The organism is uncultured Catenibacterium sp., from assembly GCF_900540665.1.
Lineage (GTDB): Bacteria > Bacillota_I > Bacilli_A > Erysipelotrichales > Coprobacillaceae > Catenibacterium.
The window spans coordinates 1-14354 of record NZ_UQGV01000019.1 but is presented as its reverse complement, the minus strand read 5'-3'; the positions used below and the strand labels follow the sequence as shown (position 1 = coordinate 14354).

Below are 14354 nucleotides of genomic sequence, written 5' to 3'. Positions count from 1 at the left end.
GAACAAGTTGATTACTGTCATTTTACTATTATTTATTTTCCTTGAATCATTTTCTATTTATAAGATTGCGACTATGGCAACTTTTGAATTGAAACAGACAGTATTTACTTATGAATTAGGACAGGAAGTATCACAGAATATTGATGATTATGTCATCTGTCCAGATAGAATAAAAAAATCACTTACTTTAAATTTAAAACGTGTTAATTTGAATAAAGTGGGTAACTATAATGCAAGTATTGAATATGCAGGACGTGACTATGATTTTAAGATTAAGATTGTAGATACAAAAAAACCAACAGTAAAACTTAAAAAGATTGTTTATTATGTAAATCCTAATCAACCTCTCGCTGCAAAAAATACAGTAGCTGAAGTCAATGATGCGTCTTTAACACAGGTTTATTTCTTAAAAAAAGAAAATAGTGAAGAACTTGTGAAAGAAAAATCATATGAAAAAGTAGGTACATATATTGAACGTGTTGTTGTAAGAGATGAACAAGGTAATACGTCTTTTCCAATGCGTATTAAAGTCATTGTTGCTAATGACTTGGTTGTTCCTGTTATTAAAGGGGCAGAAGATAAAGTGATTCATATCGGTGATGCTTTTAATACAAGAGAAGGTGTTACTGCATATGATAATGAAGATGGTGACTTAACAAATAAGATTGTTGTTACAGGTAAAGTACAGACTAATACTGTAGGACGTTATACTCTAACATATACAGTCACTGATAGTTCTAAGAATATGGCGAAAGTTACAAGAGTAGTGGAGGTTATTGAATGATCACATATATCTTTATGGCGATATGTATAGCAGTTTTTGTTTATATTAATTATTTTTCTAAGGACAATAAAACATCAGAAGCAATGCATTTAGGTGCTTTATATACACCATATGTGAAAAATAGAGGAGAATATTGGCGATTTATTACGTCTGCCTTTATTCATACAGAATTTCTTCATTTATTTATGAATATGTACTGTATTTTCTATTTAGGACGTTTATTTGAAACAATACTTGGACCAGTACGTTATTTAGTACTTGTCTTAGTTTCTATTGTGATGAGTTCATTGGCTACTTATTATTATTCTTTTAGAGATTCTAATGCGGACAACTCTATCACAATTGGTGCAAGTGGTTTGTTTTATGGCTTCCTAGGGGCGATGATTGGTTTAGGTTTATTTAAAGGTGGTGCTTTCTTTGATTTATTAAGAGGCTATTTACCTTGTATTGCGATTAACCTTGCCTTTACTCTTATGAATTCTCGTATTTCTAAGATAGGACATGTAGGTGGATTAGTTGGTGGATACCTCACTATGTATATTATGTATCTCTTAAAAGTAATATGAGAATACTAATTGATGGAGATGCAACACCAGATATTGAAAAAATCGCTTTTTTGTGTGATAAATATGATATAAAGATGATAGTGTATTGTGATATGAATCATTTCTTTGATTATGAATCAGTTATTATATGTGATCAGGGCAATGATAATGTTGATTATGCTATTTTGAGAGATGTGAGGAAGGGTGATCTTGTGATTACGCAGGATTATGGTGAAGCAGGTATGCTTCTTACAAAAGGTGCGATTGTTGTTCATCCTTCAGGGTTTATTATTGATTCTGATAATATAGACTCACTTTTAATGATACGCTATATCAATGGAAAGATGCGTAAGCATCAACTTGTCAAAGGACCAAAGAAACGTACACAAGAAACAAGAAAGAGATTTTTAGAAACAATAGAGGGGATTATATCAAATGAAATATAAGTTAATCGCATTAGATTTAGATGGTACATTAAAGAATTCAGAAAATAAAATTACTGATGAAACACGTCAGACACTTATTAAAGCACAGCAGTTAGGTGTAACAGTAGTTCTTGCATCTGGTAGACCAACACCTGGTTTAAGACATGAAGCAGCTGCACTTGAATTAGAAAAATATGAAGGATATTTATTATCATTCAATGGTGCTAAGGTGATGGACGCGAAAACAAGGCAGACTATGTTTGAACAGCGTTTGACTGTCGAACAGGCTAAAAAAGCATATGATGAAGCAAAAAAACATAATCTTGCAATCATGACATATTATGATGATGCTGTTTATACTGAAGATGTAGATGATCAGTATGTCAATATTGAAGGACACATCAATGATATTGAAATTAGAAAAACTGAATCTTTTAAATCAATTTTAAGAGATCCTATTAATAAAGTATTATGTACAGGAGATCCTGAACATGTCGCTTCTGTATTAGAGGATTATAAGAGTGCATTCCCAGGTTTAAGTATTTACCGTTCTGCACCATTCTTTATTGAAGTCATGGCACCAAATATTGATAAGGCTGCTTCTTTAGATAAGCTTGTTAAGACGCTTCATCTTACAAAAGAAGAAGTGATTGCCTTTGGTGATGGATTCAATGACTTATCACTCATTGAATATGCAGGATGTGGCGTTGCAATGGCGAATGCTGTGGATGAAGTGAAAGAGAGAGCCGATGTTGTGACTTTATCAAATGATGAAGATGGAATTGCCTATATGTTGAAGAAACTAGAGGAGGAATTAAGAGATGAATGAAATGCCTAAAGATCCAGTGATGTTACTTAGCTGGTTAAATATGAAACTCAGAGACCAATATGAAGATCTTGCGGACTTATGTTATGACTATCATATTCCTATGCAGGATGTCGTAGATAAGATGGAAGCTATTGGTTACCATTACACATACAAATCAAATCAGTTCAAATAAGAGTGTATAACCACTCTTATTATTTTGCCTAAAATTTGTTTTATTTAGAACCAAAATAACGTGATAACGTTAAAAATATAAATATATGGAGGAAAAATATAAAATGTTAGAGCTAAAAGATTTTGAAGAAGCAAAAAAGAGAGTAGATGAAGTGATCATTCCAACACCTTTGATCTATAGTCCAGCGTTCTCTAAAGAATGTAGAAATGTGGTTTATATCAAACCAGAAAACTTACAGAGAACTGGCGCATTTAAGATTAGAGGTGCTTATAATAAGATCATGAAGATGGATGAAGAATCTAAGTCTAGGGGACTTATTGCCTCAAGTGCAGGAAACCATGCTCAGGGTGTGGCTTATGCAGCACAGCAGTTAGGTGTTAAGGCAACAATCGTTATGCCTGCTCATACACCACTTATTAAAGTAGATGCCACTAAAGCACTTGGTGCAGATGTAGTTCTTCATGGTGAAGTGTATGATGATGCGTATAATAAGGCTGTTGAATTACAGAAGGAACATGGTTATACATTTGTACATCCATTTGATGATGAAGATGTTATTGAAGGTCAGGGAACAATTGCTTTAGAAATCCTCAAAGAGTTACCAGATACAGATATTATTCTTGTACCAGTTGGTGGTGGAGGATTGATCTCAGGTATTGCCTGTGCAGCTAAGAAAATCAATCCTGCAGTGAAGATTATTGGTGTAGAACCAGAAGGTGCAGCCAGTGCGCTTGCTGCCATTAATGAAGATCGTGTTGTTTCATTAAATGAAGCAGTGACTATTGCGGATGGTACTGCTGTTAAGACAATTGGTAAAACACCATTTGAATATATTAAACAATATGTAGATGGTATTATCACAGTAAGTGATTATGAATTAATGGCTGCATTCTTAGTACTAGTAGAAAAACATAAACTTGTAGCTGAAAACTCCGGTATTCTTTCACTTGCTGCATTAAAGAAACTCAACGAAAAGAATAAGAAGGTTGTATCACTTATTTCTGGTGGTAATATCGATGTACTTTCTATCTCTTCTATGATCAATAAAGGATTAATTGAAAGAGGGAGAATCTTCTCATTCTCATTACAATTACCAGATAGTCCAGGTCAGTTAGAAAAGGTCGCACATCTATTAAATGAATGTAATGCGAACGTTGTGACTGCAGACCATAACCAGTTTAAGAACTTTGCTAGATTCTCTGAAGTTGAATTAAGAGTTACTTGTGAAACAAATGGAGAAGCGCATATTGCTTCTATTATTGAAACATTTAAAAAGAATGGATTTGAAATCCAGCGCATCAACTAAGGAATAGCCGTGAAGCTATTCCTTTTCTCTCGAATTAAACAAAAATTTAGTTTTAATAGAATAATAATGGTGATATAATGTGAAAAACAGATTTTTGAGAGGGGGATTTATGTGTTAGAACTAAAGGATTTTGAAGAAGCAAAGAAGAGAGTAGATGAAGTCATTCTTCCTACACCTTTGATTTATAGCCCAGCTTTTTCTAAAGAAAGTAGAAATACTGTTTATATCAAACCGGAAAACCTACAGAGAACAGGCGCTTTTAAAATCAGAGGTGCTTATAATAAGATTATGAAGATGGATGATGAATCTAAGTCTAGAGGGCTTATTGCATCAAGTGCAGGAAACCATGCGCAGGGTGTGGCTTATGCCGCCCAACAGTTAGGTGTTAAGGCTACAATTGTTATGCCTGCTCATACACCACTTATTAAAGTAGATGCGACTAAAGCACTTGGCGCAGATGTTGTACTTCATGGGGAAGTGTATGATGATGCTTATAATAAGGCAGTAGAATTGCAGAAGGAACATGGCTATACATTTGTACATCCATTTGATGATGAAGATGTCATTGAAGGTCAGGGAACCATTGCCTTAGAAATTCTCGAAGAGCTACCAGATGCAGATATTATTCTTGTACCAGTTGGTGGAGGAGGATTGATTTCAGGTATTGCCTGTGCGGCAAAACTTATTAAACCAACAGTTAAGATTATCGGTGTAGAACCAGAAGGAGCAGCAAGTGCCCTTGCTGCCATTAATGAAGATCGTATCGTTTCATTAAATGAAGCAGTGACTATTGCGGATGGTACTGCAGTTAAGACAATTGGTGAAAAGCCTTTTGAATATATTAAACAATATGTAGATGGTATTATCACAGTTAGTGATTATGAGTTAATGGATGCATTCTTAGTATTAGTAGAAAAACATAAGCTTGTAGCTGAAAACTCAGGTATTCTTTCACTTGCTGCATTAAAGAAACTCAATGAAAAGAATAAGAAGGTTGTTTCACTTGTATCAGGTGGTAACATCGATGTACTTTCTATTTCTTCTATGATCAATAAGGGACTTATTGAAAGAGGAAGAATCTTCTCATTCTCAGTACAGCTTCCAGATATTCCAGGACAGTTAGAAAAAGTTGCACACCTATTAAATGAATGTAATGCGAATGTTGTAGCGGTTGATCATAACCAGTTCAAGAACTTCGCAAGATTCTCTGAAGTAGAATTAAGAGTCACTTGTGAAACAAATGGGGAAGCACATATCGATACAATAATTGAAACATTTAAACAGAATGGTTTAGATATTCATCGTGTAAACTAAGGAATAGCGTAACGTTATTCCTTTTTTTAATCTATTTTACTATTGTGCATTTCTTTTGTGATATCCTATAGATAGGAGGAAATTGATATGTTACTAGGAATTGATGTAGGAGGGACTTCTGTCAAATACGCAACATGCGATGAAAAAGGTCATTTATTTGACAAGGGGTCTTTTAAAACACCTGATACTTTAGAAGACATGTATCAGGCTATTGAAACTATTTATAAAGAAAGAGATGTTGATGGTATTGCGTTAAGTATGCCAGGGGCTGTTGCGAGTGACGAAGGTGTGATTTATGGTGCGTCTGCGATTGACTATATTCATGGTCCTAATATAAAGAAGGATTTAGAAGAAAGATTACAGACACGTGTAGAACTAGAAAATGATGCCAACTGTGCAGCACTTGCTGAAGTATGGCTAGGTGCCGCTAAAGATAATCAGGATTGCTGCTTTGTTGTATGTGGTACAGGTATTGGTGGTGCTGTGATTAAGGATAAGAAGATTCATAAGGGACAGCATCTTCATGGTGGTGAATTTGGTTATATGATTAATAACTTTGATGCAGATTCACTTGAGTTTAACAATTGGTCTCTTGATTCTACAGTTGCCATCGTAAAAGGTGTAGAAAAAGAACTAGGTGAAACATATGATGGACGTTATATCTTTGATCATGCCGACGAAAATGAAGTATTTAAGAAGTATGTCAATCGTTTCTATTATGCTCTTGCAGTAGGTATCTATAATATTCAATATTCTTATGATCCAGAAGTGATTATTATTGGTGGGGGTATCTCTGTAAGAGAAGATTTAATTGATGAAATCAATAAGCGTTTAGATATCATTATAGACAAAGTTGAACCAGCACGTATTAAGCCTGTTGTAAAGAAATGTGCCTTTGCGAATGATGCCAATATTATTGGTGCAATCTACCACTATTTAACAACTTCAAAATAGTAAAATAAAAAAATTTTTGAGTATTCATTTTTTGCTTGCTTACAATCTTAATATCGTTTATACTACAACAGAAGGAGTGAGAATATGAACGCAAACACAATTATGACAACTTCAGTTTTCGCAAACGTGTTTCCTAAGGGTTCTTATTTTCATTTTTTAGATTTCTTATTTTAAGGACATATCATCTATTGGTGATATGTCTTTTTCATAATTGAGGAGGTTGACTATGAAAGCTTATTTAATTTTAGAAGACGGACATGTGTTTGAAGGGGAAAGCTTTGGATATGAAAAAGAAGTCATAAGCGAATTTGTCTTCAATACTTCAATGACTGGTTATGTAGAAGTGTTGACAGACCCATCTTATGCAGGTCAGAGTGTTGTAATGACTTACCCACTTATTGGTAACTATGGTGTATGTTTAGAAGATCAGGAATCTGAACACCCATATGTTGAAGGATTTGTAGTAAATGAATTATCACGTTTAGGATCTAACTTTAGAAAGAATGAAGATTTAAATGATTATTTAGTACGTAATCATATTCCAGGTATCCAGGGAATTGATACACGTGCACTTACTAAGTTACTTCGTAATGATGGTTGTATGAACGGTATGATCACTACTCATCAGTATGAAGTAAGCGAAGTCATCGACAAGATTAAAGCATTCAAGGTACAGGGTGTTGTAAAGGCATGTACATGTAAAGAAAAATATACTGTTGGTACAGGCAGAATGAAAGTTGCTTTATATGACTTTGGTGCTAAACGTAATATTGCGAATGAATTAGCAAAGAGAAACTGTGAAGTAACAGTATTCCCAGCTACTACACCTGCTTCTGAAGTATTAGAAGGTAACTTTGATGGTATTATGTTAAGTAACGGTCCTGGTGACCCAGCTGAAGTAACTGATATTATTGCTGAAGTGAAGAAATTATCAGAAAGCGGTATGCCAATTTTCGCAATTTGTCTTGGACATCAGTTAATGGCTCTTGCTCATGGCTTCAAGACAGAAAAATTAAAATATGGACATCATGGTGCAAACCATCCAGTTAAGGATTTAGACACTAACCGTGTTTATATCTCTACACAGAACCATAACTATGTCATCAAGGATGATTCAATTGATCCTGCAGTGGCTAAAGCTTGGTTTAGAAACGTAAATGATGGCACTATTGAAGGTGTTGAATATTTAAATAAGAATATCAAAACTGTTCAGTTCCACCCAGAAGCAAATGCTGGACCTAGAGATACTGAATATTTATTTGATGAGTTTATTAAGATGATGGAGGGAAAGTAGAATGCCTAAGAATAAAGATATAAAAAAGGTTCTTGTTATTGGATCAGGACCAATTATTATTGGACAGGCAGCTGAATTCGACTATGCAGGTACTCAGGCTTGTCGTGCATTAAAAGAAGAAGGAATTGAAGTCGTTCTTATTAACTCTAACCCTGCAACAATCATGACTGATAAGGATATTGCAGATCATGTTTATATTGAACCTTTAACAGTTCCTGTTGTTAAGAACTTAATCTTAAAAGAAAAACCAGATTCAATCTTACCAACTCTTGGTGGTCAGAATGCCTTAAATATCGCAATGGCACTTGATGATGAAGGTTTCTTAGAAGCACATAACGTACGTACTATCGGTACTAATACAACTACAATCAAGCTTGCAGAAGACCGTCTTGAATTCAAGGAATTAATGGAAAGAATCCATGAACCAGTGGCTGCTTCAACAGTTGTTAACCATGTAGATGATGCATTAGAATTTGCTGAAAAGATTGGTTACCCAGTAGTAGTAAGACCAGCATATACACTTGGTGGTACTGGTGGAGGTATTGCTGAAACACCTGAAGAATTACATGATATCTGTACTAATGGTTTAAGATTATCACGTGTATCTCAGTGCTTAATTGAAAGATGTATTGCCGGTTGGAAGGAAATCGAATACGAAGTAATGAGAGATGGTAATGGTAACTGTATTACAGTATGTAATATGGAAAACGTTGACCCAGTAGGTGTTCATACTGGTGACTCTATCGTAGTAGCTCCTTCTCAGACTTTAGGTGATAAAGAATATCAGATGTTAAGAAGCTCTGCTTTAAACATCATTACTGCATTAAATATCAAGGGTGGATGTAACGTACAGTTCGCATTAAATCCAAATTCTTTTGAATATTGTGTTATCGAAGTTAACCCACGTGTCAGCCGTTCTTCAGCTTTAGCTTCTAAAGCAACTGGTTACCCAATTGCAAAGTTAGCTGCTAAGATTGCATTAGGTTATTCACTTGATGAAATCGTGAACGCTGTAACAGGTAAGACATATGCTTCTTATGAACCAACATTAGACTATATCGTATGTAAGATTCCTAAATGGCCATTCGATAAGTTCTATGGTGCATCAAGAAAACTTGGTACACAGATGAAGGCAACTGGTGAAGTTATGGCAATCTGTAATAACTTCGAAGGTGCTTTAATGAAAGCATTACGTTCACTTGAACAGAATGTATTCTATTTATCAATTCCTGAAATGGAAGGTAAAGACACAGAATACTTAAGAACTAAATTAAAAGATGTAGATGACCAGAGAATCTTCGCAGTAGCCGAAGCATTAAGACAGGGCATTACTGAAGAAGAGATCCATAATATCACTAAGATTGATTCATGGTTTATTGATAAGATCAAACATCTTGTAGAAATCGAAAATAAATTAAAGACAGAAGAATTAACTCCAGAATTATTAAAAGCTGCTAAGAGAGTTGAATTCCCAGATAGAGTTATTGCAGACTTAACTGGTAAAGATAAGAATGAAATTCATGATTATCGTTTAGAAAACAATATCACTGCTGCATTCAAGACAGTTGATACTTGTGCTGCAGAATTTGATGCTGAAACTCCATATTTCTATTCAGTATATGGTGGAGAACATGAAATTAAACCTGATAACGCTCGTAAGAAGGTTATGGTATTAGGTTCAGGACCAATCCGTATTGGACAGGGTATCGAATTCGACTATTGTTCAGTACATTGTGTATGGGCATTAAGAGCTGCTGGCTATGAAACAATCATCGTCAACAACAACCCAGAAACAGTTTCTACTGACTTCGATATCGCTGATAGATTATACTTTGAACCACTTACTCAGGAAGATGTTCAGAGCATTGTTGAACTTGAAAAACCAGATGGCGCAATCGTTCAGTTCGGTGGTCAGACAGCTATTAAGTTAACTCAGGACTTAATGGATATGGGAGTTCCTATCCTTGGTACTTCAGCTGATAGCGTAGATGCTGCAGAAGATAGAGAACGTTTTGATGAAGTCTTAGAAAAATGTGGAATCGATCGTCCTAGAGGAGCAACAGTATTTACTGTAGATGAAGCATTAGAAGTTGCAAATAGATTAGGTTACCCAGTACTTGTACGTCCATCATATGTATTAGGTGGTGCAGGTATGGAAATTGCCTTAAATGATGGTGATATCAAGAAGTTCATGAAGATCATCAACCGTCAGTTCCAGGAACATCCAATTCTTATCGATAAGTACTTATCAGGTAAGGAAGTAGAAGTAGATGCTGTATGTGATGAAAACGGCGTACTTATCCCTGGTGTTATGGAACACGTTGAAAGAGCTGGTGTTCACTCTGGTGACAGTATCTCAGTATATCCACCACAGAAGATCAAGCCTGAAATCAAGAAAGTTATCTGTGACTACACTCAGCGCTTAGCTAAAGCACTACACGTTATTGGATTAATCAACATTCAGTTTATCGTGTATGAAGATGAAGTTTATGTAATCGAAGTAAACCCAAGATCTTCTCGTACAATTCCATATATCTCAAAGGTAACAGATATTCCAGTAGTAGATGTTGCAACTAAGGTTATCATGGGTCATTCAATTAAAGATCAGGGTTATGAATATGGCTTACAGCCAGAAAAAGAAACTGTTGCAGTTAAGATGCCAGTCTTCTCATTTGAAAAGATCAAGGGTGCTGAAATTTCACTTGGCCCAGAAATGAAATCTACAGGTGAAGTATTAGGTATCGCAAAGACATTTGACGAAGCAATCTATAAGGCATTCATTGGAACAGGTATCAACTTACCAAAGAGAAAGAATATCATCTGTACAATCAAGGACAGCTCTAAAGAAGAATTCTTACCAATCGCTAAGCAGTTCTATATGTTCGGATATGACCTTTATTCAACAGAAGGTACTTATAACTTCTTAAAAGAACATGATGTACCAGTTCATAGAGTTAACAGAATTGCTGAAAAGTCTAACACAATCTTTGACTTGATGTTAACTGATACAGTTGACTTAGTTATCGATATTCCTACAAGAAATGATAACTTAAAGGATGGTTTCTTAATCAGAAGATTTGCAGTTGAAGCAGGTATCCCTATCTATACATCATTAGATACAGCACAGGCATTAATCAACTGTCTAGAAAAGAGACATCAGGGTCCAACTTCATTAGTTGATATTACAAAATTAAAGTAAACACCTTAAGGCTATGATTTTGCATCATAGCCTTTTTTTCTATGTTTCACATGTGTTTGTTGATATAATTAGGCATATACAAAGGAGGACGTAATTATGATTATTGCGGTAGTGGTGATTGTATTAATCGTTTTATATACAATCGCAACATACAATGGACTTGTTAAGTCTAAAAATAAGTGCCTTGCTGCATGGGCACAGATTGATGTTCAATTAAAAAGACGTGCAGATATGATTCCTAATATTGTAGAAACTGTAAAAGGTTATGCAAAGCATGAAAAGGAAACACTTGAAGGTGCTATTCGTGCAAGAAACAGTTATATCACTGCTTCTACACCAGAAGAACAGCTTAAGAACGCAGGTGAATTAGAAAGATCATTAAGTCGTTTAATGATGCTTCAGGAAAGTTATCCTGATTTAAAGGCTAATACAAACTTCATGTCTTTACAGAATGATTTAAAGGAAACTGAAGATAAAATCAGTTATGCAAGACAGTTCTATAATGATGATGTTAAACAGTATGTGAATAAGTTAGAAATGTTCCCTTCTAATATCATTGCTTCAATGTTCCACTTTGAAAAGATGAACTTCTTTGAAGTAGATGAAGCATCTAAAGAAGTACCAAAGGTACAATTCTGATGAAACGCTTATTATCATTTCTTACAGTATTGTTGCTGTTAATGCCAACTGCAGTTGATGCATCAAGCACAAAAGTAAACAAAATCGACATTACCTGTCAGATTGATCAAAATGGTACAGCAACATTTGTAGAGAAATGGGATATGGATGTATCGGAAGGGACAGAAGGATACAAAATATTCAATGGTATGAATGATCAGCCATTGACACTTATTGGTGTTGCTGATGATCGTGGGATAACATACAAAAATATCGGTTTATGGGATTCTGATGTTTCTAGAGAATCTAAGATTAATAAATGTGGCTTGATTAAAGATGGTGGTCACTATGAGTTATGCTTTGGTCTAGGTGATTATGGGACACGTTCTTATACAATGGTTTACCAGATTGAGCATTTTGTGAATCAGTATAAGGACCAGCAGGGTATTAACTATGCTTTTATTAGTGATATGTCATTGGATGTTGCAGATGTCACAATTCATGTGACAGGTATGACACCCTATAGTAAAGAGAATGCAAAAATCTGGGCATTTGGTTATTCAGGTAGTGTGCATTTTGATAATGGTGGTGTTACTTTAAAAACAGACTCTTTGGGCAGTAATAAGATGCAATTATTAATGGGTCTTGAAAGTAATTCTTATACATCACCTAATAAACGTCATGCAAGTGAAAAGTTTGAAGATGTTGTGAAGGATGCAAAAGAAGGATCTAGTTATTCTGGTGGCATGTCAAAAGCAGCGAAGATTATGATCTTTATCTTCATCATCTTTGTGATTGTAATGCTTATCTTTATTATAGCTGCTGTTATTGTATTCTCAGATTCAGGTGTTGTATTTGAGAATGGACGTACAATTAAAGGTAAAGAAGTAACTCCATTTAGAGAAATTCCATGTAATAAAGATATATTCTTGTTCTATTACCTAGCTAAAAAGCTGGGTATTATAAGTGGCGATGAGAGTCGTGAAAACCTTGTGTCTGGATTTATCTTGAAATGGGTACGCGATGGAATTATCACAATTAGAGAAAATGAAAGTGGCGCAATCGTCAAGAAAAAGAATTATGATATGTATCTTGATGTAGATGCAAAGTTTGAGAACAAGCAGGAAACAGCACTTTATAAGATGTTTATTCTTGCATCCAAAGAGGGTGTTCTTCAGACAAAGGCTTTCCAGAAATGGTGTGGTAAACACTATAAGAAGATTGACAGCTGGTTCACTAAAGTGGACAATGTCGCAAGTGATTATATGAATAAGAATGGTTATGCGAAAACAGCGACTGTTTATAAACGAATCTTATTCTGGAATATTCCACATGATCGTACAGTATGGACAGATAAAGCATATGATCAATGTCTTTATGTATGGGGATTTAATAACTTCCTTGAGGATGAAGACAATATGAAAGAAAAAGCTGCCATTGAAGTTAAACTTTGGGATGAATATCTTATCTTTGCGGCAGTACTTGGTATTGCGAATCGTGTAGAAAAACAATTGAAGGTTGCGATTCCTCGTTATGAAGAAACATCAACTTACAATAATTTTCCAATTTACTACTATACACATACATTTGCACATAATAGTATGAGTGCAGCTTCTTCAGCTGCAAGTGCAGGACAAGGTGGTTCATCATCATTCAGTGGTGGTGGAGGCGGCTTCTCCGGAGGAGGAGGCGGCGGTGTCCGTTAAAGACAGGTCTATTCCTGTCTTTTTTTCTTGTAGAAGAAAAATAGTTGTCTATAATGGGTGACAGGAGGAAATTATGAAGAAGCTATTTAGTATACTCTTATCGATAATGCTTATGACAGGATGTAGCACACAATCTACTCCAAAGAAAGAAATATCAAACAACATTAAATCTCAGGTAACTTATATTAATGTTGGTCAGGGAGATTCAACACTTATTCAAAATAATAATCAGACAGTTCTTATTGATGCAGGACATGGTGATGGGTATGAAGGTGCCAGTTTGAATTATTTAAAAGAACACTATATCAATACTCTTGATGCATTAATCCTAACGCATTGTGATGCGGATCATATAAATGATGCAAAGAATATTATTTATCAGTTAAATGTAAAAAAGATATATATGTCTAGTAGAACCTCTTCTTCTTATACATATATGAAACTATTAAATGCGATTAAAGAAAAGAAAAAGAAGATCACTGTGCCTAAGGTAGGAGATATCTTTCAAGTAGGGGAAGGTTCTATTGAATTTATTGGTGTTGGAGAAGGGGCTCAAAATAATAATGATTCGTCTTTATGCATGAGATATGATGATGGTTATCATCGTTTTGTGTTCACAGGTGATGCTGCAGAATCAATGGAAAAGAAACTAAATAATGTAGAGTGTGATGTCTTCCAGGCTGGACATCATGGGTCTGCTTATTCTAACAGCGATAATCTACTATCTAGAATGAAGGCGAGTTATGTCGTGGTCTCTTGTGGGAAAGACAATATGTATGGCCATCCTCATAAGGAAGCATTACAGCGATTTTCTAGATATAATATGAAAGTCTATCGTACAGATGAATTAGGTACGATTCGTTGTATTTCTAAGAAGAACAAATTAACCTTTAATGGTAAAGAGGAAATTAGAACTACTCAATCAAAACAATATATAGGATCTAGAAACACAAAGAAATATCATACTGAAGACTGTCAGTATGCAAAAACAATCAGTGATAAGAATAAAGTCTATTTCAGTTCTTCAAAAGAAGCGCAGAATGAAGGCTATATCCCTTGTAAAGCATGCAACCCATAATGCATGCTTTATATAATATTTATGCATAAAAAGAAGATTCAAAATAAGAAAAATAATTTTTTTTGAATTTTTTTCAAAAAACACTTTACAAGCGCCTGTATTTTAGGTATTATAGACAGGCAGTCCGGGA

General features: G+C 34.8%; 13 protein-coding genes. All 13 read left to right on the top strand.

The window, feature by feature from the left end; all coding sequences use genetic code 11:
* Positions 1–7 precede the first annotated feature (7 nt).
* The 13 genes from QZQ55_RS04030 to QZQ55_RS03970 all read left to right on the top strand — a co-directional run bounded on the left by QZQ55_RS04030 (position 8) and on the right by QZQ55_RS03970 (position 14224).
* The gene (locus QZQ55_RS04030; protein ID WP_295090202.1) at positions 8–784 is read left to right on the top strand and encodes a DUF5011 domain-containing protein; all 777 of its coding nucleotides are present in this window, start codon (positions 8–10) and stop codon (positions 782–784) included.
* Complete coding sequence (locus tag QZQ55_RS04025) at positions 781–1350, top strand: rhomboid family intramembrane serine protease (RefSeq protein WP_295090199.1); 570 nt, start codon at positions 781–783, stop codon at positions 1348–1350. Before QZQ55_RS04030 ends, QZQ55_RS04025 begins: the two co-directional genes overlap by 4 nt.
* On the top strand, positions 1347–1775 hold the full coding sequence (locus QZQ55_RS04020) for a DUF188 domain-containing protein (protein WP_295090197.1): 429 nt from the start codon (positions 1347–1349) through the stop codon (positions 1773–1775). The genes QZQ55_RS04025 and QZQ55_RS04020 overlap by 4 nt, the downstream gene beginning before the upstream one ends.
* Entirely contained in the window at positions 1765–2583 is an 819-nt protein-coding gene (locus QZQ55_RS04015; protein WP_295090194.1) for a Cof-type HAD-IIB family hydrolase, read from the top strand. Before QZQ55_RS04020 ends, QZQ55_RS04015 begins: the two co-directional genes overlap by 11 nt.
* Positions 2576–2755 (top strand): DUF4250 domain-containing protein, encoded by a 180-nt coding sequence (locus tag QZQ55_RS04010; protein WP_295090191.1) that lies wholly within the window; start codon positions 2576–2578, stop codon positions 2753–2755. Before QZQ55_RS04015 ends, QZQ55_RS04010 begins: the two co-directional genes overlap by 8 nt.
* Positions 2756–2858: 103 nt before the next feature.
* The gene (gene ilvA, locus QZQ55_RS04005; RefSeq protein WP_295090188.1) at positions 2859–4061 is read left to right on the top strand and encodes a threonine ammonia-lyase; all 1203 of its coding nucleotides are present in this window, start codon (positions 2859–2861) and stop codon (positions 4059–4061) included.
* A 111-nt stretch (positions 4062–4172) separates the two neighbouring features.
* Positions 4173–5375: a threonine ammonia-lyase gene (gene ilvA, locus QZQ55_RS04000; RefSeq protein WP_295090185.1), complete on the top strand. Its 1203-nt coding sequence runs from the start codon at positions 4173–4175 to the stop codon at positions 5373–5375.
* An 87-nt stretch (positions 5376–5462) separates the two neighbouring features.
* The gene (locus tag QZQ55_RS03995; RefSeq protein WP_270397860.1) at positions 5463–6329 is read left to right on the top strand and encodes an ROK family protein; all 867 of its coding nucleotides are present in this window, start codon (positions 5463–5465) and stop codon (positions 6327–6329) included.
* Between the two features lie 226 nt (positions 6330–6555).
* A complete protein-coding gene (locus QZQ55_RS03990) occupies positions 6556–7623 on the top strand; it encodes a carbamoyl phosphate synthase small subunit (RefSeq protein ID WP_295090182.1) in 1068 nt (355 codons plus the stop codon).
* Position 7624: 1 nt separating this feature from the next.
* Positions 7625–10822, top strand: coding sequence for a carbamoyl-phosphate synthase large subunit (gene carB, locus QZQ55_RS03985; RefSeq protein ID WP_295090179.1), 3198 nt, complete (start codon positions 7625–7627; stop codon positions 10820–10822).
* 96 nt (positions 10823–10918) lie between these two features.
* A complete protein-coding gene (locus tag QZQ55_RS03980; protein ID WP_295090176.1) occupies positions 10919–11461 on the top strand; it encodes a LemA family protein in 543 nt (180 codons plus the stop codon).
* Positions 11461–13146, top strand: coding sequence for a DUF2207 family protein (locus QZQ55_RS03975; RefSeq protein ID WP_295090173.1), 1686 nt, complete (start codon positions 11461–11463; stop codon positions 13144–13146). Before QZQ55_RS03980 ends, QZQ55_RS03975 begins: the two co-directional genes overlap by 1 nt.
* 73 nt (positions 13147–13219) lie before the next feature.
* Positions 13220–14224, top strand: coding sequence for an MBL fold metallo-hydrolase (locus QZQ55_RS03970; RefSeq protein ID WP_295090170.1), 1005 nt, complete (start codon positions 13220–13222; stop codon positions 14222–14224).
* Positions 14225–14354 lie beyond the last annotated feature (130 nt).